Here is a 26,226-nt window from a genome sequence, read left to right as displayed (position 1 = left end):
CGGGGAGGAGCAAGGTAAGCGAAAATCCACCGGTTCGCTGAGCCGCCGCATGATCCTGATCGCGGCGGCCTGGATCGGGCTGCTGCTGCTGGGCGGCGGTTTGGCGCTCGACCGGGTGCTGAGCAACGCGATCACGCGCAACTTCGACGACTCCCTCAATTATGTGCTGACGGCCATGGTCGCCTCGGCGGAGATCGGGCCGGCGGGCGAAGTGCTGCTCAACCGGCCGCTCGGCGACCAGCGCTTCCTGGAGCCGAACTCCGGCCTTTATTATCAGATCAGCGGCAAGGGCTTCGAGCACTTCCGCTCGCGCTCGCTCTGGGACCGCTCGCTCCAGGTGCGCGACCGGCACAAGGACGTCGACGTCCACATCTACGACACCAGGGAGTTCAAGGACGAGCCGCTGCGCATCCTCGAACGGGACGTGATGCTGCCCGGATCGCCGGTGCGCTGGCGCTTTCAGGTGGCGCAGAGCCGCGCGGCGCTCGACGAGCAGATCAACGTGCTGCGGCGCACGCTGGTCCGCAGCTTTGCGCTGCTGGGTCTGGGGCTGATCGTGTTGGCGGCGCTGCAGACCTATTATGGGTTGCTGCCGCTGCGCCGGGTGCGTGCGGCGATCGCCAAGATGCGTTCGGGCCTTGCCACGCGGGTCGACGAGCCGCTGCCCGACGAGCTGACGCCGATGGTCGAAGAGCTGAACGGGCTCATCGAGCATAACGAAAGGCAGGCGGAAGAGGCACGGCGGCACGCCGGCAATCTCGCCCATGCGCTGAAGACGCCGCTGACCGTCATCATGAACGCGGCGACCGCCAACGCCGCTGACCTGCCGGACACCGTCTGTCGCGAGGCAACGACGATGCGGCGTCAGGTGGATCACCATCTGGCTCGCGCCCGCGCGGTCGGCCGGCGTGGGCACGCGCATAGCCGGGCCGAAGTCTGGCCGAGCCTCGAATCGGTCGAACGGGCAGTCGGACGGCTCTACCCCGATGTGCGGATCGATATCAGCGGCCCCAAGACGCTCCACGTGCATGTCGAGCGGCAGGACTTGGACGAACTGCTCGGCAACCTGGTCGAGAATGCTGCGAAATATGGCGGCGGCAGCGTGTTCGTCACGGTCTCGGGCGAAGCGGGCTTCGTCGAGTTCCAGGTCGAGGATGACGGCCGGGGCATTCCCGAGGAGGAGCGGCAGCGCATCTTCGACCGGGGCGCGCGGCTCGACACGTCCAAGCCCGGCACCGGCCTGGGTCTGGCCATCGTCCGCGACGTTGCCGAAATCTATGGCGGCACCGTGTCGCTGGAGGAGAGCGAGGATCTGGGCGGACTGCTCGTCAGGCTGCGGCTGCCGGCGGCCGCCGAGCCCGAGTCCAGCACCAATCGATCAACAGCCAACGGGCGGCGATCAACGTCCTGACGCGCGGTTGCCGCGTCGCCAGCAGCCGATACACTCCGCGATCATCCGTTTTTCCGGGGAATCACCAGATGAAAGCATTTCTTCTCGTCGGCGCGGCGGCGGTGACGCTTGCCGCATCGGCATCGGCGCAAACCGCCGCCAAGCCCGAGCTCGGCAGCTTCGGCTATGACGCGACCGGCATGGACCGCAGCGTTTCGCCGGGCGACGACTTCTACAAGTTCGCGAACGGCAACTGGGACAAGACTACGGAGATTCCGTCCGATCGCTCCAGCTGGGGCGGCTTCGGCATCCTGCGCGACCTGTCGGACCAGCGCACCCGCGACATCATCCAGGCGGCAGCTGCGGCCAAGGGCGCGCCGGGGACGCCGGCCCAGAAGGTCGGCGATTATTATGCCAGCTTCATGGACGAGGCGGCGATCGAGGCGCGCGGCATCGCGCCGGTCAAGCCAGAGCTGGACCGGATAGCGGCCATCAAGTCTCCCGCCGAACTCGCCCGCTGGATGGGCGATGCCAACCGTTCGGGCATTACCGTTCCCGTCGGCGTGCAGGTCGAACAGGATCTGAAGAACAACACGGTCTATTCGGTCTATCTGGGGCAGGGCGGCCTCGGCTTGCCGGATCGCGACTATTATCTGGACGACAGCAATCCGAAGTTCGTGGAGACGCGCGCCAAGTACAAGGTGCATATCGCCAGGATGCTGACGCTGGCCGGCATCGCGGATGCCGACGCGAAGGCGCAGCGCATCTTCGATCTCGAGACGAAGATCGCCCGGACGCACTGGACCGCCGCCGAATCGCGCCAGATCGAAAAGCTCTACAACCCGGTCGCCACGACACAGTTGGCGGCCAAAATGCCGGGGCTGGACTGGGCGGCGTTCCTGCCGGCGGCCGGCGTTACCCAGGCACAGGTGATCGCGGCGCAGCCGAGTGCGCTGACCGGCACGGCTAAGCTGATCGCGTCCGAGCCGCTGTCGGCCTGGAAGGAGTATCTGACCTTCCACACACTTTCGAACGCGGCGCCGCTCCTGCCCAAAGCGTTCGTCGAGGAGAATTTCAGCTTCAAGGGCACCACGCTCGCCGGCACGCCCAAGCTGAAGGACCGGTGGAAGCGCGGCGTCGACCTCGTCAACTACGGCATGGGTGAAGCGGTGGGCGAACTCTATGTCGCCAAATACTTCCCGCCCGAGGCGAAGGCCAAGGCCGAGCAGCTGGTCAAGAACCTGATTGCGGCGATGGACCTGCGCCTGCAGAAGCTCGAATGGATGGCGCCGGCGACCAAGACGCAGGCGCGCGAGAAGCTCGCGGCCTTCACTTACAAGATCGGCTATCCGGACAAGTGGCGCGATTATTCACGGCTCGAAATCCGCGCCGGTGATGCCTTTGGCAATGCCGACCGCGCCACGCGCTTCGAATATCAGCGCAACCTCGATAAGATCGGCAAGCCGGTCGACAAGAGCGAATGGGGCATGACGCCGATGACGGTGAATGCCTACGCCAACCCGCTGTTGAACGAGATCGTGTTCCCGGCCGCGATCCTGCAGCCGCCCTTCTTCGATCCCAATGCCGACGATGCGGTCAATTATGGCGGCATCGGCGCGGTGATCGGCCACGAGATCAGCCACCATTTCGACGATCAGGGCCGCAAGTTCGACAAGAACGGCAACCTGGCCGACTGGTGGACCGCGCAGGATATCGAGCGCTTCAAGGCGTATACCGATCGCGTCGTCGCCCAATATGGCGCCTATGAGCCGATCGCCGGCAAGAAGGTGAATGGCGAACTGACATTGGGCGAGAACATGGCCGACCTCGCCGGCGTGAACGTCGCCTATGACGCGTACAAGATTTCGCTCGGCGGCAAGCCGGCGCCGGTGATCGACGGCTGGACGGGCGATCAGCGCTTCTTCCTGGGCTTTGCCCAGGTGTGGCGGAACAAGTATCGCGACCCGTTCATGCTGCAGATTCTGACCACCGACCCGCACACGCCGGGCATGTGGCGCCCCTATGTCGTGCGCAATGTCGACGCCTGGTATTCGGCGTTCGACGTGAAGCCGGGCACCAAGTTCTTCCTGAAGCCCGAAGAGCGCATCAAGGTCTGGTGAGGTCCGAAGGCCTCCGCTCGTCCTGAGCGGAGGCCGAAGGCCGAAGTCGAAGGGCGTGGTTCGGTGCGGCGCCCTTCGACTACGCGCTCTGCGCTTCGCTCAGGACGAGCGTATGGGGCTCAGTAACTCCGTCCGACCAGCACTCGCTCGACTGCGGGCTTGCCGGTGAAGATGCAGGCGCCGGTCGCGGCCTCCGCATCTTCGGGCACGTTGCGGAGGGTGAGCTTAAGCGCCTTCAGCCGCTGGTCGACCTGCTCCAACTCGGCGCCCGAGGGCTTGGACCATTCGACCTCCACCCAGCCGGGAAACTTCTCCGCCTCGGCGAAGCAGCGTTCAAGCTCGGCAAACTCGCTGACGCCGCGCCGGATATTCGCATCCAGTCGCGTCCTCGCTTCCGCAAACATGCCGGACTGGATTTCCTCCAGTAGCGCGGCGATACCGCCGACCAGTTCGGCGCGGGGCTGGATGGCGGAAGCGAGTTTGCCGCTGTCCTGGTACAGCCGGTCGCGGCGGATCACCGCGACATTGCCGCCTGCGACATCGCGCGGCCCAACCTCGACGATTACCGGCGCACCCTTTTTCACCCAGGCCCAGCGCTTGTTCGACGCCTTGATCGCCTTGGCGTCGAGAAGTGCGCGAACCGGCTCGCCGAGCGCCGTCTGCGCATTCAGTTCGCCGGCAAGCGCGCGGGCATAGTCGAGCACCGACGCGTCCTCGTCGCTGTCGCGCAGCATCGGTACGATCACCACCTGGTAGGGCGCCAGGCGCGGCGGCACGCGCAGCCCGTCATCGTCGCCGTGGGTCATGATCATGCCGCCGATCATGCGGGTCGACACGCCCCAGCTGGTCGTCTGCGCCAGCTCCAGCTCCCCCGACGCATTCTGGAAGCGGATGTTCTGCGCCTGGGAAAAGGTGGTGCCAAGGAAGTGCGAAGTGCCGGCCTGCAGCGCCTTGCCGTCCTGCATCATCGCCTCAATCGAATAGGTCGCGACCGCGCCCGGGAAGCGCTCATTCTCCGGCTTTTCGCCCGCGATCACCGGCATCGCCACCGCTTCCTCGGCAAAGCGGCGATAGACCTCCAGCATGCGCAGCGTGTGTTCGCGCGCCTCGGCTTCGCTGGCGTGGACGGTATGGCCTTCCTGCCACAGGAATTCGGCGGTGCGCAGGAACATGCGGGTGCGCATTTCCCAGCGGACGACGTTCGCCCATTGGTTGATCAGCACCGGCAGGTCGCGCCAGCTCTGCACCCAGCGCGAAAAGGCGGCGCCGATCACCGTCTCGGAGGTCGGGCGCACCACCAGCGGCTCTTCGAGCTTCGCGTCCGGGTCGACGACGAGCTTGCCGCCATCCGCCTTCAGCCGGTGGTGGGTAACGACCGCCATTTCCTTGGCGAAGCCTTCGACATGCTCCGCCTCCTTCTCGAAATAGGAAAGCGGGATGAAGAGCGGGAAATAGCAATTCTCATGGCCCGTGGCCTTGATGGCGTCGTCGAGCAGCCGCTGCATCCGCTCCCAGATGCCATAGCCCCAGGGTCGAATGACCATGCACCCGCGCACGCCTGAATCCTCCGCCATGTCGGCTTCGGAGACGACGGCCTGATACCAGGCGGCGAAATCCTGTTCGCGGGTGACGGAAAGTGCGTGCTTGATGGCCATGGGCGGCGCTTAGCCACTTAGGGCTGGAAAATAAAACACGGTTCGGCCTGAGCCTGTCGAAGGCCTCCCTTGTTCTCTGGCTCCAAGGCGAAAGGAAGGGAGGGCTTCGACAAGCTCAGCCCAAACCGGCATTGCTCTGCAGGTAGAGGCTGAGCCGCTCTTCATCCACCTCCCGGGTCAGCCCGAGCTTCGTGCGGCGCCGGAGAATGTCTTCGGTGGTGCGCGCCCATTCGCGGGTGACGAGCCAGTCCACTTCCACAGCCGACAACCCGCCACCGAACTCCTCGCCCAAGTCGCCGCGCTCTCCGATGAGCGTGTCGAGCAGCGTGCCATAGGCTCGCGCCATGCGGAGACTGAGAGCCTCGCCGAGCCAAGGCCAGCGCGCGCGCGTCCGGGCCAGAAACAAAGCGAAGCTCTCCATGTCCCCGCCGGGAAACGCCCGAGCCTTGGTCGATTGCGAGACGTTCACACCCAACGCCCTCGCCAGCTTCGCCACCGCCACTTCGCCCAGGTGCCGCGCGGTCGTGATCTTGCCGCCGAAGACGGAGAGCAAAGGCGGGCCGTTCTCGTCCAGCTCCAGCACATAGTCGCGCGTCACTTGCCGCGCTTCGCTGGCGCCGTCGTCGTAGAGCGAGCGGATGCCGGAATAGGTGGCGATCACGTCTTCTCGCGCGGTCTGTTTCTCGAAATAGCGGTTGACGGCGGCGAGCAGGTAATCGGTCTCCTCGTCGCTGATGCACGCCTCGGTGGGGCGGTCTACAGGCACATCGGTGGTGCCGACCAAGGTGGTGCCATTCTCATAGGGAATGGCGAAGACGATGCGGCGGTCCGGCTGCTGCAGGATATAGGCATGGCTGCCCTCGAACAGGCGCGGCACGATGAGGTGGCTGCCGCGGATCAGACGGGCGCCGGCCTTGCTGTTGACGCCGAGCCGCTGGGCGATCTCCGCTACCCACGGCCCCGCGGCGTTGACCAGCGCGCGGGCGGTGATCTCGCGGCCGTCGCTCAGCGTCGCACGCCATGCGCCGCCTTCGCGCCGCGCCGACAGCAGCTCCGTGCGCGTCGCGATTTCGGCACCATTGGCCGCCGCATCGATGGCGTTCAGCACGACCAACCGTGCATCGTCGACCCAAGCGTCCGAATAGACGAAGCCGTCCTGCACATCCTTGAGCGGCGCGAGATAATGCCCGCCCCTGATCCCGCGCGACTTGGGCAGCGACATGCGCCCGCCGATATGATCGTAGAGGAACAGCCCCGCGCGGATCATCCATTTGGGCCGGAGCGTGTTCCGGTGCGGAAGCACGAACTCCATCGGGTAGATCAGGTGGGGCGCGGCCTTGAGCAGCCGCTCGCGCTCGATCAGCGCTTCGCGAACCAGCTTGAACTCATAATATTCTAGATAGCGCAGCCCGCCATGAATCAGCTTGGTGGAGGCCGAGGAGGTGGCGGAGGCAAGATCGTTCTTTTCGACCAGCAGCACGCGCAAGCCGTTGAGCGCGGCCTCGCGCGCGATCGCGGCACCGTTGATGCCGCCGCCGACGATCAGGAGATCGAAATCTGACACCGCTGTCGCATTAGCGGCAAAGCCGCGAGGCGCCTAGAACTCCGTTCGCCAGCGAAGGGCGGCGCCGAGATCATCCGGCGCGGCCGCATAATGGCCGGGATCCTGCCGCCAGAACAGGTTCGCGTCCATGCGGCCCCCGAACAGGATGCGGGAATAGCTCGCTTCCAGGTCGAGCTCGCGGCCTTCCGGAGCGAGGTTCAGCCGCTGGTCGGCGAACTGCGCTTGGCCGGTCGCGTAATCATAAGCGACCGGCAGGCGGACGTTCAGCCCGCCGCTCGATACGCGCAGCGGCTGGGCGATGCGCAGCGCGAACAGGTCGCCACGTTCGAAAAGTCCGGCCTTGCCCATATCGACGCTGAACGCGCTGGTGCGGATGGCCTTGCGATCGGTGAGAAGTCCGCCGCTGGCCGGCACGCTCCAGCCTTGTCGCGCCGATGCGCCCAGCCGCCAGCCCGACCCAAAGCTCCAGTCGGCGCTCAGATCGCCGAACCAGCTGGTGCCGCCATTCGCGCCGAAGGCTGTGCCGAAGCGGGCGCCGAGCAACGTCCGGTCCTCCTGCAGACGCGTCACGCTGCCGGCGAGCCTCAGTCCTCCGAAGCGACGATCCGCCCCTAAGCTCAGCAAAGAATAGGAAGAGCGGAGATACGGATCGCGCGCCACCTGGTTCGGGCGGTAGAGCAAGCCTTCGCCGCTCTCCATGCCGGCCGAGAGGCCGATTCCGCCGACCACATGGCGGATCGCGGCCGCGCTCTGGCCGCGCCGGTCGAAGCCGAGCCCGTCGCTCGAACCGCGCGCCACCAGGAAAGCGGGCTCCGCGCGACCGGCGAGCTGGCCCGAGATGCTCTCACGGCTCTGACCGAAGCCGAGCGCGATGCTCGTGCGCGAATCGATGCGGCTGGCAATCATGCCGGCGGTGGTGCGAGCGCGCACCGCCTCTTGCGGCGCCAATGACAGCCGCCGCAGCGCCGCTCCGCCCGGCGTGTCGGCGATCGACACCGCCACAGTCGTTCCGCCTGCCGACAGGCTGGCGCCGCGCTGGCTCTGCGCCAGCGTGCCGGTCAGGCTCGAGCGTGGCGCGGCGTTACGGATCGAGCGGGCCAGATCGACGGCGAATGCCCGGTCGAAGCCGTCGAGGATGATCGCGCCCATGCCGGCTTGCGCTGCGTCGCCCATCGCCGGCGACAGCGTGGCGCTGCTGCTCGACAGATCGACCGGCACGGCCGAGCCGGCCAGGGACGCGCCGCTCCGCGGCTGAAAGGCGCGGCCGATGTTGAGCGCTCCCCGGCCATAGACCGGATCGGTGCCGGCGGGCCCGAGATCGTCGGCGCTTTCGAGCAGCAATTGCACGATCTGCGCGCCGGTCAGATTGGGGAAGGCCTGTGCCAGCAGCGCCACCGCCCCGGACACATGAGGGGCGGAAAAGGACGTGCCGCTGTAGATGAAGGTCGTGCCGTTCTCGTCGAACGATCGCACATTCTCGCCCAACGCAGTCACATAGACACTGGCGGTCTGGCCCGCGCGATTGGAAAAGGAGGAGATCGTCTTGCCGGCGTCGTGCGAGCCCGCGACGATGATCTGGCCGCGCGCACTGGCGTCGGCGGCGATCAGCGCGAGCGCGCTGGGATCGCTCTGCGCGTCGTTGCCGGCGGACATGACGATCACCATGCCAGCCGCGGTCGCCCGCGCGATGGCGGAGCGCAGCGTCGTGTTGGCGCCCGATCCACCCAGCGACAGGTTGGCGACCTTGGCGCCCTGGGCGACGGCGATGTCGAGCGCCCGCGCGATCGCGTTATCGCTGTGCGAACAGTCGCCGTTGGTGTTGCAGCTGCCGGGCGTGTCGGTGCGCAGCGAGAGCAGGGTCGCGTCGAACGCCACGCCGTGAATGTTGCTGTCGTTCTTGGCGGCGAGCAGCACGGCGGAAACCGCGGTGCCATGCCCGCCCTCGTCGCCGACGCCGCGCGATCCGGAAAGGTCCTGGGAGGCCGATGAAATGCGGCCGGCAAACTCCGGGCTGTTCGGATTGACGCCGCTGTCGATCACGGCGGCGGTCACGCCGCGTCCCGTTGCACCGGCCTGATAGGCGGGAATCGCGTTGGCCAGAGCGAGCCCGGCGGAGCGATTATACTCTGCCGTCTGAAACGTCGCACCCGGCGCTGGTGTCGGCGTGGGAGTGGGCGTCGGGGTCGGCGTCGGGGCAGGCGGATTGGACACCGGCGGGGTGGGTGTCGAGTTGACGCCACCACCTCCGCCGCCGCAAGCGGAGAGGCCGAACAAAGCCAATGAAATCAGGGCCGTCGCCCCGCACGCGCCACGCTTACTCATTCCGGCAAGACCCCTGCCACAGTCGCGCCCTCGCTAGCGCCAAGGCCATTGCGTTATGCTTAACAAAGCCTGCCGATTGCCGCAGCCCCCGACCATCGCTAGGCGCGGCCCGATGCCGCCGCAGCTTGCTCATATCCGCAACTGGATCTTCGATCTCGACAACACGCTCTACCCCGCATCGGCGGACCTGTTCGGACTGATCGATGCGCGGATGACGCGCTTCATCCAGGACCTTCTCGGTCTCGGCTGGGATGAAGCGCGGCGGCTGCAGAAGGACTATTTTCACGCGCACGGCACCACACTGTCGGGGCTGATGGCGGAGCATGGCGTCGAGCCACGCCACTTCCTCGACTATGTGCATGATATCGAAATGGACGTGCTGCGCGAGGATCGCCAGCTGGTCGAGGCGGTCGCGCGGCTGCCGGGCCGCAAGCTGATCTTCACCAATGGCGACGAGGCCTATGCCCGGCGCGTGCTGGCGAAGCTGGGCCTGGAGGAAAGCTTCGAGGCGATCCATGACATTCATGCCTGCGCCTATGAGCCCAAGCCGCAGCCGCGCGCCTATGAGCGCATGGCCGAGGCGTTCGGCATCGAGCCCGGCGAATCGCTGTTCGTCGAGGACATGGCGCGCAACCTGAAGCCCGCCAAGGCGATCGGTATGACGACCGTGTGGGTCAATAACGGTTCGGAGCAGGGGCGCGAGCCGGACGATCGCGCCTATGTCGATTATGAAGTGACCGACCTCGGCGCCTGGCTGCACGAGATTCTGGGAGACAGATGATGATGGACCGCGGCAAGCTGATCGACACGATCGAAGCGGCCTGGGAGGCGCGCGCGGAGGTAGGCCCCCAAACAATTGGCGAGACGCGCGCTGCGGTGGCCGAAGCGCTGCGCCTGCTCGATCAGGGCGAGGCGCGTGTCGCCGAACCGGACGGGCAGGGCGGCTGGCGCGTCAATCAATGGCTAAAGAAGGCCGTCCTGCTCTCTTTCCGCCTGCACGACATGGAGCTGATCGCCGGCGGGCCCGGCACGGCCAGTTGGTGGGACAAGGTGCCGAGCAAGTTCTCGGGCTGGAGCGAGGCCGAGTTCCGCAAGGCGGGCTTCCGCGCAGTGCCGGGCGCGGTCGTGCGTCACGGCGCCTTCATCGCGCCCGGCGCCGTGCTGATGCCCAGCTTTGTCAACATCGGCGGATATGTCGGCGAAGGTGCGATGATCGACACCTGGGCGACGGTCGGCAGCTGCGCGCAGATCGGCAGGAACGTACACATCTCGGGCGGCGCCGGCATCGGCGGCGTGCTGGAGCCGCTCCAGGCCGGGCCCGTGATCATCGAGGACGGGGCGTTCATCGGCGCCCGCTCCGAAGTGGCCGAAGGCGTCATCGTCGGCGAAGGCGCGGTGCTGTCGATGGGCGTCTTCATCGGTGCCTCCACCAAGATCGTCGACCGGGCGACCGGCGAAATATTCGTCGGCAATGTGCCGCCATATGCGGTGGTGGTCCCCGGCTCCCTGCCCGGCAAGCCGCTGCCGGACGGATCGCCGGGGCCAAGCCTCTATTGCGCGGTGATCGTGAAGCGCGTCGACGCCCAGACTCGGGCGAAGACGGGCATCAACGAACTGCTCCGGGACTAGGACGAAGCGCCCGCCACCAGTTTCGGCGTCTGCTGGTGCTGGATTACCTGCCAGTCGCCGCTCTCGTCCTTGCGGTAGGTGCTGGTGCAATGGGCGACATATTCGTCATGGCCGTCGCGCTGCGCATGGGCGGTATAGGCGACGACGATCAGCCCCTCCTGCGGCCGGGAGATCGTGCCGTCCTCGAACGCAACGTTCGACCAGCGCGGCGTGCCTGCAACCGCTTCGATCGCCTGTTCGCCCGAGAAGAGGAATGGCGGGGTCGGAAGCGCCATGCGCACATCCGGGTCGATGCTCTCGCGGTAATGATCCGCGTCGGCTTTCCACAGGCTCGCCTCAAACGCCCAGACCCGATCGTCTTCCATGCCGCATGCTCCTTGCGCGTCCAACGCGCGAAAGGCCGACCTTATCCGATGAACTCGGCGAGGAGCGTGTTCGCGCGGGGGCCGTTCCAGTCCATTGCGCCGACCACGCGCCACACTTCCTTGCCCTGTGCGTCATAGAGGACGGTCGTCGGCAGCATGCCGGTGTTGAAGGCGAAGCCGAGCTTGCTCTCCGGGTCGCGATAGCGTTCGAGCAGCTTGAAGCCGCCCTTTTCAAACGTAGGCGCGATATCGACGGTCTCGCGATCCTGGCTGACGGTCAGCACCTTCAGCTTGTCGCCGGCTTGGGCCGCGATCTTCTCCAGCGTGGGCATTTCGCGCACGCACGGGCCGCACCAGGTTGCCCAGAGATTGACCAGCAGCGGCTTGCCCTTGAAGCTGGCGATGGTGACCGGGCTGCCGGCGGGATCGAGGAAAGTGTCTTTCGGTGCCGCCTTTCCCCGATTGGAGATGTCGAGCGTCCCGGTGAGTTCCGGCGCCTGGGCCTGCGGCGTCTCCTGCTTTGCTTGCGGGGGCGGCGCGGTTTCCCTATCGCACTCCGCGATCAACAGAGTCCCGAGGAGAAGCGCGATCACTGTGCGCACGGACAGCTCCAATTCCATGTGGGGCGGGCGCTTCGCCGAAGGGCCCGCGGCGGTGATGCGCGAGATAAATGCGTCGATCGGCTTCGACAAGCGGATGTGGCGCCAGGATATCCAGGGATCGCGCGCGCATGCCGAGATGCTCGGCCGGCAGGGCATCATCCCGGTGGCCGACGCCGAGGCGATCGATCGCGGGCTCGAACAGATCGCGGCCGAATATGCCGATGCCGGCGTGCGGGAAGACCCCGCGCTCGAAGACATTCACATGCATGTCGAGGCGCGGCTGGCGGAGATCATTGGTCCCGCGGCCGGGCGGCTGCACACCGCGCGGTCGCGGAACGACCAGGTCGCGACCGACTTCCGGCTCTGGGTTCGCGACGCGATCGACGAGATCGACACGGCGCTCACCGCGTTCGAGTCGGTGCTGATCGGCCGGGCGGAGGAGCATGCCGACACGGTCATGCCCGGCTTCACCCATCTCCAGTCCGCCCAGCCGGTGACGCTCGGCCATCATCTCATGGCCTATTTCGAGATGGTCCACCGCGACCGCGGCCGGTTCGAGGATGCACGGGCACGTCTGAACGAATGCCCGCTCGGCTCCGCGGCGCTCGCCGGCACCGGCTTTCCGGTCGATCGCTTTGCCGTCGCCGAAGCGCTCGGCTTCGACCGGCCGACCGACAACAGTCTCGATGCGGTTTCGGATCGCGACTTCGCGCTCGAGTTCCTGTTCGCCGCGGCCACCTGCGCGATCCACCTGTCGCGACTCGCCGAGGAGGTCATTCTCTGGGCCTCGCAGCCCTTCGGCTTCGTGCAGCTGTCGGATGCCTGGTCGACCGGCAGCTCGATCATGCCGCAAAAGCGCAATCCGGACGCGGCCGAGCTGGTGCGCGGCCATGCCGGTCGCATCCAGGGCTGTCTCGTCGCGCTGATGACGACGATGAAGGGCCTGCCGCTCGCCTATTCGAAGGACATGCAGGACGACAAGCAGCCGGTCTTCGAAGCGCACGACCTGCTCGCTTTGTCGATCGCGGCGATGACCGGCATGATGGGATCGATCACGTTCCGGCCGGATCGGATGCTGCAGGCGGCCGAGGCGGGCTTCGCCACGGCGACCGACCTAGCCGACTGGCTAGTGCGCGAGGCAGGCGTGCCATTTCGGGAAGCGCATCACATCGTCGGCAGCGCCGTGCGGCTGGCCGAGAGCGAGGGCAAGGCGCTCGAGGCGCTGAGCCTCCATCAACTGCAGGCGATCGACGGACGCATCGATGCGCGGGTGTTCGGCGTGCTGAGCGTCGGCGCCTCGGTCGCATCGCGCACCAGCTATGGCGGAACCGCCCCGGACCAGGTGCGCGTCCGTATCGCGGATGCCAGAGCGGCGATCGGGATGGAGGATCAGGATGGCTAACTTCGTCCGTTCGTTTCGAGCGAAGTCGAGAAACGAGTGTAACCACAAACGCGCTTCTCGACTTCGCTCGAAGCGAACGGCTCTCCTCCTGTTAGTGCTGGCCGCCTGCGGCGGCCGCGAGGAGTTGCAGCCCACGGCCGGCGCCAGCCTGCCGCCCAAGCCCTATGCCGCGGAGGCGACGCCGCGGCCGAGTGAGCTGATGACGCCCGAAGTTCAGGCGCGGCCCGAACGCAGCGACGAACTGCTGCGCCGGTCGGAACAGCGTCGCGACGACCGTTTCGACCTGCCGCCCAAATAATGGACCATTTCCAGCTTAGGGGTGGCGAACTCTACGCCGAAGACGTGCCGCTGCGCGCGATCGCGGACGCGGTCGGCACGCCCGTCTATGTCTATTCGCGCGCGACGCTCGAGCGGCATGCACGCGTGTTTCGCGAGGCGCTGGAGGGGCTGGGGCGCGTGCACCTCGCCTTCGCCGTCAAGGCGAACCCCAATCTCGCCGTGCTGAAGGTGCTGGCGCGCCAGGGTTATGGCGCGGATATCGTGTCGGGTGGCGAGATGGTGCGGGCGCTGGCCGCCGGCATGCGCGCCGAGGACATCGTCTTTTCCGGCGTCGGCAAGACGCCGGTGGAGTTGGCCCAAGGTCTCGACGCCGGTATCGGACAGTTCAACCTGGAGCATGAGGAAGAGGGGCACGTCTTGTCGGCGCTGGCCGCGGCGCGCGGGCAGCGCGTCTCGGCGACGCTCCGCGTCAACCCGGACGTGGACGCCGGCACGCACGAGAAGATCTCGACCGGCAAGGCGGACAATAAATTCGGCGTGCCGATCGATCAGGCGCCGGCCATGTATGCGCGGCTGGCGGCGCTGCCAGGTCTGCGGATGCGCGGCGTCGCCTGTCACATCGGCAGCCAGTTGAGCAACGTCGATCCGCTCGAGGCGGCCTATGTGAAGATCGGCCGGCTGATCACGGAGCTGCGATCAACTGGCCAGGCGGTGGATCGTGCCGATCTCGGCGGCGGTCTCGGCGTCCGCTATCGCCCCGAGGATCCCGCGCCCTGGCCGACCGATCTCGGCGCGATGGTCGCGCGGGTGACCAAGGGCTGGGACGTCGAGCTGATGTTCGAGCCCGGCCGCGTCATCGCGGGCAATGCGGGCGTGCTGCTCACCAAGGTTATCTGGGTGAAGCCGGGCGTGACCCACCCTTATGTCATCGTCGACGCGGCGATGAACGACCTGGCGCGGCCGGCGCTCTACGGCGCCTACCATCATTTCGAGGCGGTGCGGCCGTCCGGCGAACGGATGAAGGCGCACATCGCCGGCCCCGTCTGCGAGACCGGCGATACCTTTGCGATGGGGCGCGAGATCGATGCGGTGAAGAGCGGCGACCTCGCCATTTTCCGCACCGCGGGCGCCTATGGGGCGACAATGGCCTCCACCTACAACAGCCGGCCGCTGGTCCCCGAGGTGATGGTGGATGGCGACCGGTTCGCGGTCGTCGCCGACCGGATCAGCGCCGAAACCGTGATGAACGCGGAACGCGTGCCTGATTGGTTGCAGAACTGATCAGGGCGCGATCGGCCGGTATTCGGTCTTGCCGGTGCCGAGTTTCGTGCTGACCGTGAACCCGACCATGCCGCAGCCGATCAGATGCGCGCCGCGCTGCTCGCATGGCGTTTGGACGGCGACGAGGCGCGATCGTTCCTCATGCACGCCGCGCGTCTTCGGGTCGCCGGCCGTCGGTGCGGGGACGAAGGGCAGCCGGTATTTGTCCGCTTCGCGCCGCCCGCAGACCATGATCTCGTCGCCCTTCGCGGAGCGACAGCGCGGTTCGACGCTGGTTTGGTCGAGATAGGCCTCCATCGGCTCGGATGCGCCGGCAGGAGCGGCGATCAGCAGCGCCACCAAGCCCGCCATTCTCGACATCGTCACACCCCTATCCTATCGCCGCCCCAAGTTCAGGAAGAGGAAGTGATTTCGATGGTGAGTGCAAGCCAGAATCTGGATCGTGTGCTGGTGCTGGAGATGGTCCGGGTGACGGAGGCGGCGGCGATCGCGGCGTCCAAGCTGATCGGGCGGGGCAACGAGAAGGCGGCGGACGCGGCGGCGGTCGAGGCGATGCGCGCGGCGCTCAATACGCTCGACATCGATGGCACGGTCGTGATCGGCGAAGGCGAGCGCGACGAAGCACCGATGCTCTATATCGGTGAAAAGGTCGGTTCGGGCGAAGGCCCCGCGATCGACATCGCGCTCGATCCGCTGGAAGGCACCACCATCACGGCCAAGGCGGGCCCGAACGCGCTGGCCGTGCTCGCCATCGCCGAGAAGGGCTGCCTGCTGAACGCGCCCGACGTCTATATGGACAAGCTGGCCGTCGGCCCCGGCTATCCCGAAGGCGTGATCGATCTCGACAAGTCGCCGGCCGACAATGTCCGCGCCATCGCCGCCGCCAAGGGGGTGCAGCCGAACGAGATCATCGCCTGCGTGCTCGATCGGCCCCGGCACGAAAAGCTGATCGCCGAACTGCGCGAAGTGGGCTGCGGCATCATGCTGATCCCTGACGGCGACGTTGCCGGAGTGATCGCGACGACCAATCCGGATACGACGATCGACGTCTATATGGGGTCTGGCGGCGCGCCGGAGGGCGTGCTGGCGGCAGCCGCGCTGCGCTGCGTTGGCGGGCAGTTCAAGGGTCGCTTGCTGTTCCGCAATGACGACGAGCGCGCCCGCGCCCGCAAATGGGGCATCGAGGATTTGAACAAGGTCTACGACTTGAATGAGCTCGCGCAGGGCGACTGCATCTTCGCCGCGACGGGCGTGACCGACGGGTCGCTGCTGGGCGGGGTGAAGACGCTGAAGGGCGGCTGCATGACGACCGAAAGCATCGTGATGCGCGCGTCGACCGGCACGGTCCGCTGGGTCAGGGGCGAGCACCGCAAGGGCAATGTCGCGTAAGCTGTTGCTTTAAGGCCACATCTGCGGCCTTTCTCCACCGACCGGATTGCCTCTGCGGCGGCGCGCGCTATGTCGCCGCCCGCGGCATTTCGACCGCTTACACCTAAGGAAAACATAAATGCGTAACTGCGTCATGGCTGGCGTTGCCGGCCTGTTGCTTGCCACCTCCGCTCAGGCGGCCCCGACCGGCGCCCGCGTCGAGGGCATTGTCGGCTGGGACAAGAACAAGCTTTCGGTCGCCGGCTTCGATCTGGACAAGGACGGTGTCGTGTTCGGCTTGGGCCTGGGCTATGATTTCGGCCTTGGCGAAGCCGTGTCGGCGGGCGTCGACCTCGAAGTCAGCGACTCCTCCGCCAAGCTGAAGGTTTTCGACGCTACCGGGACGGCGAGCGTTTCGACCGGCCGCGACCTCTATGCCGGCGGCCGCCTGACCTTTGCCGTGTCGCCCAAGGCGAACCTCTATGTGAAGGCCGGCTACACCAACGCGCGTATCACGGCTCGCGTCCAGACGGCGACGCTGACCGACACGTCGAGCGGCAATGCCGATGGCATCCGCGGCGGCGCGGGCGTGCAGTTCTTGCTGACCGACAAGCTCTATCTGGGTGGCGAATATCGCTACTCGAACTACGAGGCGGACTATTCGCGCCACCAGGTGGTCGGCACGGTCGGCTTCCGGTTCTGATTGTTCGCGAGGGGCGGCGCCGGGCGTCGCCCCTCTTGACCTCTGCGGCTCAACCAGCGAGCCGCCACTTCATATGACCGCACTCAGCCCTCTGCTCGGCTGGGCCGACCTGTTCGGCATCGCCGTGTTCGCGGCCTCGGGAGCGCTGGCGGCCGCGCGACGCGAGCAGACGCTCGTCACCTTCGCCTTCTTCTCATTGGTCACTGGCGTCGGCGGCGGCACCGTGCGCGACCTGCTGATCGACGCGCCGGTCTTCTGGGTGCGCGACGGGCGGGTGGCTGCGGCCTGCCTGTCGACCGCGCTGCTGATCTGGTTGACGCCGCAACGCTGGTGGAGCGAACGGGCGCTCGACTGGTTCGATGCGGTGGGGCTCGCCGCCTACGCGGTCTTCGGCGCCGCCAAGGCGCTCGCCTTCGGCGTGCCGCCAGTGGTCGCCGTGCTGATGGGCGTGATCACCGCCTGCGTCGGCGGTATCATCCGCGATGTGCTCGCCGGCGAGCCGTCGATCCTGTTGCGGCCGGAGCTTTATGTGACTGCGGCCGCGCTGGCGTCGGCCCTGTTCGTGCTGCTCACCTGGCTGGGGGCGCCGGCGGCGATCGCCGCGCCGCTGGCCGCGCTGCTCGGCTTCGGACTGCGTGCGCTGGCGATCGTCCGCGGGCTGAAGCTGCCCGCTTACCGGCGTTAGCGTAACTCCTTCGTCATTCCCGCGAAAGCGGGAACCCAGGAGGCATAAAAAAGAAGAGCTGGGTCCCCCCTTTCGCGGGGATGACGAAGTAATGGCATCTATTCCGCGGCGACGATCATCCGTTCAGCCTCCGCACGCCGGCTCGGCCGGTCAATGTCGCGCGAGAACCAGGCGATGGTCTGTTCCAGCCCTTCCTGAAGGCCGATGCGCGGCTGCCATTTGAGCAGTTGCTTGGCCTTGGAAATGTCCGGGCGGCGGCGGCGCGGGTCGTCGATCGGCAGCGGCTGGTAGACGATGTCGGCATCGCTGCCGGTCAGCGCGATGACGCGATCGGCAAGGTCCGAGACGGTCAGCTCGACCGGATTGCCGATATTGACCGGCCCCGGCTGGGGCCCGTCATAGCGCGACAGGCGCAGCAGCCCTTCGACGAGATCGTCGGCATAGCAGAAGCTGCGCGTCTGCGTGCCGTCGCCATAGATGGTGATGTCGTCGCCGGTGAGCGCCTGGCAGATGACGTTCGACACCACGCGTCCGTCATCAGGCCGCATGCGCGGACCATAGGTGTTGAAGATGCGCGCAACCCGCACCTCGGCGCGACCGAGCCGGTCGAAATCGAACGCCAGTGCCTCGGCGGCACGCTTGCCTTCGTCATAGCAGGCGCGCGGGCCGGTGCAGTTTACCCAGCCGCGATAGCCTTCCTGTTGCGGGTGCACCTCCGGATCGCCATAGACTTCGCTGGTCGACGACAGGAAGAAGCGGGCGCCGGCCTTTTCTGCCAGCCGCAGCAGCTGCGACGAGCCGACCACGTTGGTCAGCATCGTGTGTTCCGGATCGGCCTGGTAATGCGGCGGCGAAGCAGCGCAGGCGAGGTTGTAAACATAGGCGATGTTCTTCGCGGAGCGGGTGACGGCACCCGGCAGACCGTCGATCACGTCCGCCTCGATGAATTCGAAGCGGCTGTCGCGGGCCAGGTGGCGGATATTCTCCTCGCGGCCGGTCTGCAAATTGTCGACGCAGAGAATGTGATAACCGTCCCCGATCAGCCGATCGCACATATGGGAGCCGATGAATCCGGCGCCGCCGGCGACCAGGGCAATGTTCTTATTCTTCATGCGTCCACTCCGGCCCCCGCCGCTCGGACATCTTCTTCTTCTGCAGCTAAGCCGCTGAACTCTTTCGACTCCGCAATGTTTCGCCGGCTGCCTCCAACAGCCAGGTTTCCAGCTCTTCCGCGCGCTGTGCTGCCGTATGCCTCGCCAGCGTCTTGGTGCGGGCGGCCCGGCCTGTCTCCGCCGCATCGGTGGCGAGCGCCGCCACCACCTCTTCGCTCGTATCGGCCAGGATGATCTCGCGGCCGGGCGTGAACAGGTCGTCGATGCCGTCCCAGCGATCGGAGATGATCGGCGTCGCACAGGCGCCTGCTTCGAACAGCCGGACCGACGGCGACCAGCCCGCCCTGATCATGTCGGCGCGCGTGACGTTCAGGGTGAAGCGTGAAGCGGCATAGAAGGCCGGGTGATCTGCGGGCGGCACATGGTCGATCCGCTCGACATTGGCCGGCCAGTCGATGTCGTCGGGATATTGCGGGCCGGCGACGACGAAGCACCGTCCGGGGCAGCGCCGTGCCGGCTCGATCAGCAGCCGTTCGAGCGTCGGCTGTCGGTCAGCGCTGTAGGTGCCGAGATAGGAAAGGTCCCAGCGCGTCGGCACGTCGAGCGGCCGGTAGCGCTCCGCATCGACCGAGCAGTAGAGCGGTCGCGCGGCCGGAGAGCCGTAATGCTCCTCGATGTGCCTGAGCGTCGGGCCGCCGGTGAAGGACAGATACACGTCATAGCCGGGGATCAGATCGGGCGTCAGATATTCGAAATCGCCGCGCTCCAGCTTGGCGAGCGTCACCGGCGTGTCGATGTCGTAAAAGGCGGTGACGCCCTGCGCCGTCCGCTGCGCCCAGCGGCCGACCTCGACGCCGTCCGGCACATAGGAGCCGACGATTACCGCATCGGCCGCCGCGACCTCGCCGCGGAAGCGGTTCAGGTCTTCGACGGACTGGTAGAGTTCCAGTCGGCAGTAATCGACCTCGCCCAGGTCGCGGTTGGACGCGTACCAGGGCTTGTCCCTTTCCAAGAACAGGATGGAATGGCCGCGCGCCGCGAAGGCCTTCAGCAGGGCGCGGAACGTGGTCGCATGGCCGTTGCCCCAGGAAGAGGAGAGGCTGAGGCCGAGGACGACCAGCTTCACGCCGCCACCCGCTCGCCGCGGCGCGCCATCTCTGCGGTCAGTATCTCGTCCACTTGCGCCCCGCGCAGTTCATAGGTGTGCTCGGCCAGCACCCGCTTCAGCGCCGCCTCGCCGATCGCTCGCGCCCGTTCGGGGGTGAGAGCGCGGACATGCTCCGCCACGTCCTGGCCGTCGCGGGCGACGAGCACTTCCTCGTCGGGCTTCAGGAACAGCTCGATCCCTTCCCAATGGTCGGTGATCAGGCACGCCGCGGCGCCAGCCGCCTCGAACACCCGCGTCGCCGGCGAGAAGCCGATATGCGCCATCGAGTCGCGCGCGACGTTGAGCACCGCCAATGGCGTGCAGTTGAAGGCATTGTGGTCGGCCGTGCCGACATGGCCGATCGCACGGACGTTGACGGGCATCGCCTTGTCGTGCCAGCCATTGCCGCCGATCATGAAGGTGCGTTCCGGAAGCGCGGCCGCCGCCTTCAGGAAGAACTCTTCGACGCGCGCTTCGCGGTCGGGCAGTCGGTTGGCCAGGAAGCCGAGATCAGCCTCGAACCGCGGATCCGGCGGGACCGGATGGTGCGTCGCCGGATCGAGCGCATTGTAGATCGGCACGCAGTGCGCGGCGCCGAAACCCTGATAGGCCTCGACCACCGGATCGCCGCCGCCATAGGTAAACACATAGTCGAGCTGCTGCAGCGCCGAACGGAGCGGATGGTCCGGCGCGCCGCGCATTTCGTCGAGCGTCGCGGCGGCGTCCACGTCCCAGAAGATGCGGATGGCGTCGGGCCTCGAACGACGGATCACGCCTTCCAGCAACTCGGTGTCGAACACGCCGACGCCGCTCGCCTTCACCACCACATCGGCCTGTCGCGCTTCGGCAAGCACCTGGTTCAGTGCGTCGTCGGTCGCCGGATAAACGACGGACCTGGCCCATTCCGGCGGCTCGATGTCGCGATGTTGTTGCCGGTCGAACGCATCTGGCTCGTAGAAGGTGATCTCGTGTCCCCTGGCGGCGAGATCACGGAGCAGCCCGCGATAATAGGTCGCGGCACCGTTCCAGTAGGAGGACAGCAGGCTGGAGCCGTAGAAGGCGATCTTCATGCGGGAATCCTAAGCCCCTCCCCTTCAGGGGAGGGGTTGGGGGTGGGGAAGGCACTGGTACGCTGGTCGTCGTGAGATTGCCCCACCCCAACCCCTCCCCTGAAGGGGAGGGGCTTGAGCTTGGCGACAATCTGCAGCAGCTCGCGTGCGCGGTGGGCGCAGCTGTGGCGGTCGCGGATGACGGCGAGGCCGTTCGCTACCAGGCTGGCGCGGAGTTCCGTGTCATCCCGCAGCGCCTTGAGCTGCTGCGTCATCGCCTCGCCGGTGGGCGCGACCAGATAATCCCTGCCCGGCGTGAACAGATGCTCGCTGTCGCTCCATGGCGCGCAGACCAGCGGGATCCCGCAGGCGAGGGCCTCGAACACGCGAATGGTCGGAATGCCGGGCAGCGTGTCCACATAGAAGCGGCGCGGCACGTGCACGGTCGCGAGATGCCGCGCGTAGATTTCAGGCGCGCGGGCATTGGGCAGCCAGCCTTTGAAGCCGACCCCATAATCCTTCAGCGTGGCCAGGGCATCGGCGGGATAGCGTACCCCATAAATGTCGAGCGGCTGGCCAGCCGCACGCGCGGGGCGGAGAAGATAGCGTTCAATCTCCTCGGAGCGTTCGCCGTCCCCCCAATTGCCGATCCAGACCAGCCCCTCTCGCTGACCCTCTTCAGCGGGCGGGTGGAAGAGGCGTGTGTCGGCCGCTTCGTGCCAGACGAAAACGCGGTCTCTCCACCCCCAGCGGCGATACACCTCAGCCAGCGTCTCGCCAAAGGCAAGCACGCCGTCATAGCCGGACAGGTCATACGCCTGCATCGCTTCCGGCTCGCTGACGGCGCGGTGATGCGTGTCGTGGAACAGCAAGGTGAAACGCGCTCCTCGCTTCCGCGCGGTACCGAGCGCCGCCACCAACGCATGTTCATTCCATTCATGCACGATGACGAGGTCGGCGCCGGACACCAACTCAGCGGGATCGTCGCCGCCGGTGAAGACAGTCGAGATCAGCTCCGGATAGGCGGAGCGATATGCGTTGAGCCCCGCCTCGCCATGGTCCTTGAGCAGATTTTGCAGGCTCCACGCGCCCTCGGGCTCGAAGGCCTCCACGTCATGCCCGAGCGCCTTCAGTTCGCGCAGCAGGCCGCGCAGGAAGTGCGCGTTGCCATGGTTCCAGCAACTGGCGAGCGAGTGGGTGAAATAGGCGATCTTCATGCCGCCACCAGCTCAGGCGCCGCGACCGGCAAGCTCGGGTAAATTGCAGCCATTCCCGCGGCCATCCGGTCGACGGTATAGTCTCGGGCGCGCGTTTGCGCTGCGTGCGCAAGTCGCGTCCGAAGTGCGGGATCGGCGATGATCTGTTCGATCGCACGAGCGAACCCAGCTGCATCGTGCGGATAGACGAAGCAGGCGGCGCCCTCCCACAATTCGCGGAAGGTCGGGATGTCCGACAGCACCAGCGCACAGCCCGCCTGTGCCGCCTCGAGCACCGCAAGACCAAAGGGTTCATACACGGCGGAAGAGACGAACACCGGGCACTGGGCTAGGGCAGCGCGGATGCCGGCTTCGTCGAGGCTGCCCAGCGCTTGCAGGTGCGACACGGCCACGCCGGCACCGTTGGGGCCGTGCACCGGTCCCGCCGCACGAACGGGGACGTGGGTCAGTGCAGCGGCCCTATCGAGCACGGCGATGTTCTTGCCTTCATCCCAGAGCCGTCCGGCAGTGAAGGCATAAGGCTGCGGTTGTTCGGCAACCGCGCCCGCGACTGCGCGGCGGCCGTTGCGGACGACCTGGGGCGTACGCTCCAGCCCATAGCAATGCTGCAGCATCGCCGCGAAAGCGCCGCTGGGGGCGACCACCGCATCGGCGGCGGCTAGTCCCTCCGCGGTCAGGTCCGCCCGCCAGCCGAGATCGGGATCGATCCGCCCGCCTCGCACAGCCTGCCACCAGGTGCCGACGCAGCTATGCGCCACCGCGACCACGGGCTGGTCGAAGCGAACGGTCGCCGCCAGCGCCGGCGCGTTCAGCTGGACCACATCGGCGCGGCAACGGTCGGCAATGCGGGCGATCCCTTCCGCGGCTTCGGTCAGCTCGCTCGGGCCGACGGCCAGCCAGTCGAGCGGCAGGTCGGTTTCGATCAGCTGGACATCCGCCGCGATGCGCTGTGCCGCCGAGGGGCGAGGACCAAGGGTGACGATGATCGGCTCAAGGCCGAGTTCCTTGAGCCCGGAGGCGAGGTCGGTCGCATATTGCCAGACCCCACCGACCGTATCGGCGGTCAACAGGATGCGCGTCATGCAGCCGCTTCCATCTGCGGCGCCTTGAGGGTCAGTCCACGCGCTTCGGCCAGCCACTCCGCCAGTTCGGCTATGCCCTGCTGCCAGCCTTTCGGCGCAGCCAGGCCGAGCGCCTGTCGGACGGAGCGTGCGTCGGCGACGAAATAGCGCTGGTCGCCCGCCCGCCAGTCCTCGAAGCGTGTGTCGACCGGGCGTCCGGTCAGGCGTTCGATATGGCGGATCAGCTGGCGCAGGCTGATCGCATTGTCCGGGCCGCCGCCGAGATTAAACACGCGTCCGGATACCTGGTCGATGCGGCGCCAGGCGGCGAGGTAAGTGTCCACGGCATCGGCGACATTCAGCACGTCGCGCACCTGCTTGCCGTCGCCATAGATGGTGATCGGCTTGCCCTCGAGCGCGCGGATCAGGAAGTGCGCCACCCAGCCCTGGTCCTCGGTGCCCATCTGGCGCGGGCCGTAGATGCAGCTCATCCGCACCACGGCGGTCGGCAAGCCGTAGCTCCGCGCATAATCGAGCACATATTGGTCGGCCGCGCCCTTGGAGCAGCCATAGGGCGTGTGGAAGTCAAGCGGCCGGGCTTCCGAAATGCCGCGCTGGCGCACCTCCGCATCGGCCGGACTCCAGCGGTCCTCTTCTTCCCGAAGTGCGATGTCGGCGAGGTCGCCATAGACCTTGTTGGTGGAGGCAAAGATCACCGGCACCGTTTCGCGCCGCCGCCGCACCGCTTCGAGCAGGGCGAGCGTGCCGCGGATATTGATATCGAAATCGTCGAGCGGGTCGACCAGGCTGGTCGTCACCGCCACCTGGGCCGCCATGTGGAAGACCGCTGACGCGTCCCGCACCGCCTTTTCGATCGCATCCTCGTCTCGGATGTCGGCAATGTGCGCGCGGATGCGACTGCCGTGGCGCTGCTTCAGCCACTCGAGATTGGTCTCGACGCCGGCGCGGGCGAGCGCGTCGAGAATGATGACGTCATGGCCGTCGGCGGCGAGCCGGTCGGCCAGGTTGCAGCCGATAAAGCCGGCCCCGCCGGTGACGAGGACCGGACCGCTCATGCCACCAGGCCCCGCGCTTCCAGCTCGGCGCGCGCCTGCTCGACCCGGTCCTCCGCGGTCTGCTCGGCGACCCATTCGGCGAGTTCGGCCAGGCCCTCCTGAAAGTCGTTGGTGGCGCGAAAGCCGAGCTGCTCGGCCGCCTTGGACGTGTCGCAGAAGCAGTGGCGGATATCGCCGATCCGCGCCTTGCCGACGATCTCGGGCAGCAGCGGCTTGCCCATCGCCTTGCCGAGCTCGGTCGCAACTTCGGTGACGGAACGATCATTGCCAGAGCCGATGTTGAACGTCTCGCCCGATAGGCCGGGCTTTTCCAGCGCATCGGCAAAGGCGCGCGCGACGTCGCCGACATAGACGAAGTCGCGGCGCTGCTCGCCATCCTCGAAGATCATCGGGGCCTGGTTGTTCAAGAGCCGCGAGGCGAAGATCGCGAGCACGCCCGTATAGGGGTTGGAGAGCGCCTGGCCCGGGCCATAGACGTTGAACAGCCGCAGGCACACGCCTTCGATGCCATAAGGCTGCGACAAGATGTGCGTGGTCCGCTCCTGCACATATTTGTTGAGCGCGTAGATGGAGGCGAGGTTCGGACGCTTCCACTCAGGCGTCGCGACGGGGGTCAGCGGACGTCCGCGCGCGTCGAGCGGATCCCAGCCGCCGCGGCCTTCGGCGGTCGAGCCGCGCTCGGCATTCTCGACCAGCTGCCCGTCGGCATCGCGGTACAGGCCTTCGCCATAGATGCTCATCGATGACGCGGTGACGACCCGGCGCACCGGCTGCTCGATCAGCTTTTCGAACAGCACTGCCGTGCCGACATCGTTGACCGAGGTGTAGCGCTCGACCGCATACATCGACTGGCCGACGCCCACTTCGGCAGCGAGGTGGACGACGCTGTCGATGCCCTTCAGCGCCTTCATCACCGCATCGCCGTTGCGCACATCGGCGCGGACCAGCTCGACCTCGTCCGCGAGGCCGGCGGGGCGTTCGCAATCGCCGTGAACCTGCTCGATCAGGCTGTCGAGCACCCGGACCTCATGGCCCCGGCGTAGCAATTCGTCGGCGACGAAGCGGCCGATAAAGCCTGCTCCCCCGGTGATCAGCACCTTTTCCGTCATGTCCGGAAACTCTCCATGGTTCAGGCGTTCCGCAGCCGTATCGTTCCGCCCCTAAACCCGGCATCATCATCTAAGTTCCCAAGTCAGTTCAGGCATTTGCGTTTCGGTGGCGGAACTACCGGGCGGGTGAGCGGTTACGCCTGGCAATGAAGCTAAGTAGCTGCCTGGCATGACCGCGACCCTGTTGCTGATCCGGCACGCGGCGCATGGCGATCTCGACAGGCGCTTTACCGGTCGCGCCGATGGCGTGCCGTTGACGGACGCAGGCCGGGCGCAGGCGCGCGCGCTCGGGCAGCGGCTGGCGTCAGAGCGGATCGACGCGATCTACTGCTCGCCGCGGCTCAGGACACGCGAGACGGCGGAAGCGGTCGCGGCGCACCGTTCCGTTCCGATCGAGGAACACGACGCCCTCGACGAGATCGATCTCGGCGACTGGACCGGGGCGCGCATCGAAGATCTGATCGGCACGCCCGAATTCACTGCCTGGAACGAGCGGCGAGGGGATGGCTGCCCACCCAATGGCGAGCCCTATGCCGCAGTCGCGAAGCGAGCGACAGCCTTTGCCGCCGGGCTGGCTAGTCGGCACGCGGGGCAGATCGTGGCGCTGGTCAGCCACCAGGATGTCATCAAGGCGCTGGTCGCCGGCGCTCTCGGTTTGCCGCTGGACAATGTTCTGCGCTTCGAACTCGCCCCCGCCTCGGTATCGCGCCTCGCCTGGGGCGATTGGGGGGCGAAGCTCGTCACACTCAATGAAGGAGCTGCCGCATGAGTCTCCATGATCCGGACCGCTCCATCAACGTCGCGCTGGTCGGCGTGGGCAATTGCGCGAGTTCGCTGGTGCAGGGGCTGGCGCATTATCGTGATGGCGCGAACGAGCATGTCGGGCTGATGCATTGGGAGCTGGGCGGCTATCGCCCAAGCGACATTCGCGTGGTCGCTGCCTGGGATGTGGACCGGCGCAAGGTCGGCCGGGATGTCGCCCAGGCGATCTTCGCCAGGCCCAACTGCACCGCTGTCTTCTGCGAGTCCGTGCCGCGCACCGGCGCGACCGTGCGCATGGGGCGTGTGCTCGACGGCGTCGCCGAGCATA

The 26,226-nt window shown here is 66.8% G+C and carries 24 protein-coding genes and 1 pseudogene; 12 read left to right on the top strand and 13 right to left on the bottom strand.

The genetic code is table 11. The features are described from left to right. The first annotated feature begins 37 nt into the window (after nucleotides 1-37). Both HJG53_RS17885 and HJG53_RS17880 read left to right on the top strand, forming a co-directional pair. Complete coding sequence (locus HJG53_RS17885; RefSeq protein WP_254447861.1) at nucleotides 38-1,411, top strand: ATP-binding protein; 1,374 nt, start codon at nucleotides 38-40, stop codon at nucleotides 1,409-1,411. A 68-nt stretch (nucleotides 1,412-1,479) separates the two neighbouring features. Continuing rightward, complete coding sequence (locus HJG53_RS17880; RefSeq protein ID WP_171132719.1) at nucleotides 1,480-3,510, top strand: M13 family metallopeptidase; 2,031 nt, start codon at nucleotides 1,480-1,482, stop codon at nucleotides 3,508-3,510. 119 nt (nucleotides 3,511-3,629) lie between these two features. On the opposite strand, the gene proS is transcribed toward HJG53_RS17880, so the two are convergent. From proS to HJG53_RS17865, 3 genes are all read right to left on the bottom strand, one after another. Beyond that, nucleotides 3,630-5,159: a proline--tRNA ligase gene (proS, locus tag HJG53_RS17875; protein WP_171132729.1), complete on the bottom strand. Its 1,530-nt coding sequence runs from the start codon at nucleotides 5,157-5,159 to the stop codon at nucleotides 3,630-3,632. 121 nt (nucleotides 5,160-5,280) lie between these two features. After that, nucleotides 5,281-6,729, bottom strand: coding sequence for a glycerol-3-phosphate dehydrogenase (gene glpD, locus HJG53_RS17870; protein WP_171132717.1), 1,449 nt, complete (start codon nucleotides 6,727-6,729; stop codon nucleotides 5,281-5,283). 33 nt (nucleotides 6,730-6,762) lie between these two features. Beyond that, a complete protein-coding gene (locus HJG53_RS17865; RefSeq protein WP_171132716.1) occupies nucleotides 6,763-9,051 on the bottom strand; it encodes a S8 family peptidase in 2,289 nt (762 codons plus the stop codon). A gap of 112 nt (nucleotides 9,052-9,163) precedes the next feature. Between HJG53_RS17865 and HJG53_RS17860 the strand changes: the two genes are divergently transcribed. Together HJG53_RS17860 and dapD are read left to right on the top strand one after the other, a co-directional pair. Next, the gene (locus HJG53_RS17860; RefSeq protein ID WP_171132714.1) at nucleotides 9,164-9,832 is read left to right on the top strand and encodes a pyrimidine 5'-nucleotidase; all 669 of its coding nucleotides are present in this window, start codon (nucleotides 9,164-9,166) and stop codon (nucleotides 9,830-9,832) included. Then, the gene (dapD, locus tag HJG53_RS17855) at nucleotides 9,829-10,680 is read left to right on the top strand and encodes a 2,3,4,5-tetrahydropyridine-2,6-dicarboxylate N-succinyltransferase (RefSeq protein ID WP_254447860.1); all 852 of its coding nucleotides are present in this window, start codon (nucleotides 9,829-9,831) and stop codon (nucleotides 10,678-10,680) included. Before HJG53_RS17860 ends, dapD begins: the two co-directional genes overlap by 4 nt. Here dapD and HJG53_RS17850 read toward each other — a convergent pair. Together HJG53_RS17850 and HJG53_RS17845 are read right to left on the bottom strand one after the other, a co-directional pair. Then, on the bottom strand, nucleotides 10,677-11,045 hold the full coding sequence (locus HJG53_RS17850; RefSeq protein ID WP_171132712.1) for a DUF4440 domain-containing protein: 369 nt from the start codon (nucleotides 11,043-11,045) through the stop codon (nucleotides 10,677-10,679). The two genes, dapD and HJG53_RS17850, sit on opposite strands and share 4 nt — an antisense overlap. Before the next feature lie 41 nt (nucleotides 11,046-11,086). Further along, entirely contained in the window at nucleotides 11,087-11,638 is a 552-nt protein-coding gene (locus HJG53_RS17845; protein ID WP_368039612.1) for a TlpA family protein disulfide reductase, read from the bottom strand. Between the two features lie 25 nt (nucleotides 11,639-11,663). Here HJG53_RS17845 and argH point away from each other — a divergent pair, with 25 nt between their 5' ends. From argH to lysA, 3 genes are all read left to right on the top strand, one after another. Next, on the top strand, nucleotides 11,664-13,049 hold the full coding sequence (argH, locus tag HJG53_RS17840) for an argininosuccinate lyase (protein WP_171132725.1): 1,386 nt from the start codon (nucleotides 11,664-11,666) through the stop codon (nucleotides 13,047-13,049). A gap of 94 nt (nucleotides 13,050-13,143) precedes the next feature. Then, complete coding sequence (locus HJG53_RS17835) at nucleotides 13,144-13,347, top strand: hypothetical protein (RefSeq protein ID WP_368039611.1); 204 nt, start codon at nucleotides 13,144-13,146, stop codon at nucleotides 13,345-13,347. Beyond that, nucleotides 13,347-14,609, top strand: a complete 1,263-nt coding sequence (gene lysA / locus HJG53_RS17830) for a diaminopimelate decarboxylase (RefSeq protein ID WP_171132710.1) — start codon at nucleotides 13,347-13,349, stop codon at nucleotides 14,607-14,609. The genes HJG53_RS17835 and lysA overlap by 1 nt, the downstream gene beginning before the upstream one ends. Here the strand turns inward: lysA and HJG53_RS17825 are convergent, their stop codons facing one another. Then, nucleotides 14,610-14,969 carry a hypothetical protein gene (locus HJG53_RS17825; RefSeq protein WP_171132709.1) on the bottom strand — a complete coding sequence of 120 codons (360 nt, stop codon included), beginning with the start codon at nucleotides 14,967-14,969 and terminating at the stop codon, nucleotides 14,610-14,612. 54 nt (nucleotides 14,970-15,023) lie between these two features. Here HJG53_RS17825 and glpX point away from each other — a divergent pair, with 54 nt between their 5' ends. From glpX to HJG53_RS17810, 3 genes are all read left to right on the top strand, one after another. Further along, nucleotides 15,024-15,998, top strand: coding sequence for a class II fructose-bisphosphatase (gene glpX / locus HJG53_RS17820; RefSeq protein WP_171132708.1), 975 nt, complete (start codon nucleotides 15,024-15,026; stop codon nucleotides 15,996-15,998). A 118-nt stretch (nucleotides 15,999-16,116) separates the two neighbouring features. Continuing rightward, the gene (locus HJG53_RS17815; RefSeq protein WP_171132707.1) at nucleotides 16,117-16,680 is read left to right on the top strand and encodes an outer membrane protein; all 564 of its coding nucleotides are present in this window, start codon (nucleotides 16,117-16,119) and stop codon (nucleotides 16,678-16,680) included. Between the two features lie 73 nt (nucleotides 16,681-16,753). Next, nucleotides 16,754-17,365, top strand: coding sequence for a trimeric intracellular cation channel family protein (locus HJG53_RS17810; RefSeq protein WP_171132706.1), 612 nt, complete (start codon nucleotides 16,754-16,756; stop codon nucleotides 17,363-17,365). A gap of 98 nt (nucleotides 17,366-17,463) precedes the next feature. On the opposite strand, the gene HJG53_RS17805 is transcribed toward HJG53_RS17810, so the two are convergent. From HJG53_RS17805 to HJG53_RS17775, 7 genes are read right to left on the bottom strand one after another with little or no spacing between them, the layout of a single operon-like run. Continuing rightward, a complete protein-coding gene (locus HJG53_RS17805; RefSeq protein ID WP_171132705.1) occupies nucleotides 17,464-18,477 on the bottom strand; it encodes a UDP-glucuronic acid decarboxylase family protein in 1,014 nt (337 codons plus the stop codon). 46 nt (nucleotides 18,478-18,523) lie between these two features. Beyond that, nucleotides 18,524-19,603, bottom strand: a complete 1,080-nt coding sequence (locus tag HJG53_RS17800) for a glycosyltransferase (protein ID WP_171132703.1) — start codon at nucleotides 19,601-19,603, stop codon at nucleotides 18,524-18,526. Continuing rightward, nucleotides 19,600-20,694, bottom strand: a complete 1,095-nt coding sequence (locus HJG53_RS17795) for a glycosyltransferase (RefSeq protein ID WP_171132701.1) — start codon at nucleotides 20,692-20,694, stop codon at nucleotides 19,600-19,602. The genes HJG53_RS17800 and HJG53_RS17795 overlap by 4 nt, the downstream gene beginning before the upstream one ends. Then, nucleotides 20,691-21,890, bottom strand: coding sequence for a glycosyltransferase (locus tag HJG53_RS17790; protein ID WP_171132699.1), 1,200 nt, complete (start codon nucleotides 21,888-21,890; stop codon nucleotides 20,691-20,693). Before HJG53_RS17790 ends, HJG53_RS17795 begins: the two co-directional genes overlap by 4 nt. Further along, nucleotides 21,887-22,972, bottom strand: a complete 1,086-nt coding sequence (locus HJG53_RS17785; protein ID WP_171132697.1) for a glycosyltransferase family 4 protein — start codon at nucleotides 22,970-22,972, stop codon at nucleotides 21,887-21,889. Before HJG53_RS17785 ends, HJG53_RS17790 begins: the two co-directional genes overlap by 4 nt. After that, nucleotides 22,969-24,027, bottom strand: a complete 1,059-nt coding sequence (locus HJG53_RS17780) for an SDR family NAD(P)-dependent oxidoreductase (protein ID WP_171132695.1) — start codon at nucleotides 24,025-24,027, stop codon at nucleotides 22,969-22,971. Before HJG53_RS17780 ends, HJG53_RS17785 begins: the two co-directional genes overlap by 4 nt. Then, a complete protein-coding gene (locus HJG53_RS17775) occupies nucleotides 24,024-25,136 on the bottom strand; it encodes an NAD(P)-dependent oxidoreductase (RefSeq protein WP_171132693.1) in 1,113 nt (370 codons plus the stop codon). The genes HJG53_RS17780 and HJG53_RS17775 overlap by 4 nt, the downstream gene beginning before the upstream one ends. Nucleotides 25,137-25,305: 169 nt before the next feature. On the opposite strand from HJG53_RS17775, the gene HJG53_RS17770 reads away from it, so the two are divergent. After that, nucleotides 25,306-25,905 (top strand): histidine phosphatase family protein, encoded by a 600-nt coding sequence (locus tag HJG53_RS17770; RefSeq protein WP_171132691.1) that lies wholly within the window; start codon nucleotides 25,306-25,308, stop codon nucleotides 25,903-25,905. Beyond that, nucleotides 25,902-26,226 (top strand): annotated as a pseudogene (locus tag HJG53_RS17765) (inositol-3-phosphate synthase); the annotation flags it as partial. The gene HJG53_RS17770 and the pseudogene HJG53_RS17765, both read left to right, overlap by 4 nt.

The organism is Sphingomonas sp. ID1715 (assembly GCF_013044515.1).
Classification (GTDB): Bacteria; Pseudomonadota; Alphaproteobacteria; order Sphingomonadales; family Sphingomonadaceae; genus Sphingomonas_B.
The sequence above is the reverse complement of the archived record's forward strand: the minus strand, read 5'-3'. Positions and strand labels throughout refer to the sequence as shown.

What these genes read in the sequence shown, in the direction of transcription:
- HJG53_RS17850 (WP_171132712.1), bottom strand. Translation starts at nt 11,045, where the DNA reads ATGGAAGACGATCGGGTCTGGGCGTTTGAGGCGAGCCTGTGGAAAGCC.
- HJG53_RS17775 (WP_171132693.1), bottom strand. Translation starts at nt 25,136, where the DNA reads ATGACGGAAAAGGTGCTGATCACCGGGGGAGCAGGCTTTATCGGCCGC.
- HJG53_RS17795 (WP_171132701.1), bottom strand. Translation starts at nt 20,694, where the DNA reads ATGAAGATCGCCTTCTACGGCTCCAGCCTGCTGTCCTCCTACTGGAAC.
- HJG53_RS17860 (WP_171132714.1), top strand. Translation starts at nt 9,164, where the DNA reads ATGCCGCCGCAGCTTGCTCATATCCGCAACTGGATCTTCGATCTCGAC.
- HJG53_RS17790 (WP_171132699.1), bottom strand. Translation starts at nt 21,890, where the DNA reads ATGAAGATCGCCTATTTCACCCACTCGCTCGCCAGTTGCTGGAACCAT.
- lysA (WP_171132710.1), top strand. Translation starts at nt 13,347, where the DNA reads ATGGACCATTTCCAGCTTAGGGGTGGCGAACTCTACGCCGAAGACGTG.
- argH (WP_171132725.1), top strand. Translation starts at nt 11,664, where the DNA reads ATGTGGGGCGGGCGCTTCGCCGAAGGGCCCGCGGCGGTGATGCGCGAG.
- HJG53_RS17810 (WP_171132706.1), top strand. Translation starts at nt 16,754, where the DNA reads ATGACCGCACTCAGCCCTCTGCTCGGCTGGGCCGACCTGTTCGGCATC.
- glpX (WP_171132708.1), top strand. Translation starts at nt 15,024, where the DNA reads ATGGTGAGTGCAAGCCAGAATCTGGATCGTGTGCTGGTGCTGGAGATG.
- HJG53_RS17770 (WP_171132691.1), top strand. Translation starts at nt 25,306, where the DNA reads ATGACCGCGACCCTGTTGCTGATCCGGCACGCGGCGCATGGCGATCTC.
- HJG53_RS17825 (WP_171132709.1), bottom strand. Translation starts at nt 14,969, where the DNA reads ATGTCGAGAATGGCGGGCTTGGTGGCGCTGCTGATCGCCGCTCCTGCC.
- HJG53_RS17865 (WP_171132716.1), bottom strand. Translation starts at nt 9,051, where the DNA reads ATGAGTAAGCGTGGCGCGTGCGGGGCGACGGCCCTGATTTCATTGGCT.
- dapD (WP_254447860.1), top strand. Translation starts at nt 9,829, where the DNA reads ATGATGATGGACCGCGGCAAGCTGATCGACACGATCGAAGCGGCCTGG.
- HJG53_RS17815 (WP_171132707.1), top strand. Translation starts at nt 16,117, where the DNA reads ATGCGTAACTGCGTCATGGCTGGCGTTGCCGGCCTGTTGCTTGCCACC.
- HJG53_RS17805 (WP_171132705.1), bottom strand. Translation starts at nt 18,477, where the DNA reads ATGAAGAATAAGAACATTGCCCTGGTCGCCGGCGGCGCCGGATTCATC.
- HJG53_RS17785 (WP_171132697.1), bottom strand. Translation starts at nt 22,972, where the DNA reads ATGACGCGCATCCTGTTGACCGCCGATACGGTCGGTGGGGTCTGGCAA.
- HJG53_RS17880 (WP_171132719.1), top strand. Translation starts at nt 1,480, where the DNA reads ATGAAAGCATTTCTTCTCGTCGGCGCGGCGGCGGTGACGCTTGCCGCA.
- HJG53_RS17780 (WP_171132695.1), bottom strand. Translation starts at nt 24,027, where the DNA reads ATGAGCGGTCCGGTCCTCGTCACCGGCGGGGCCGGCTTTATCGGCTGC.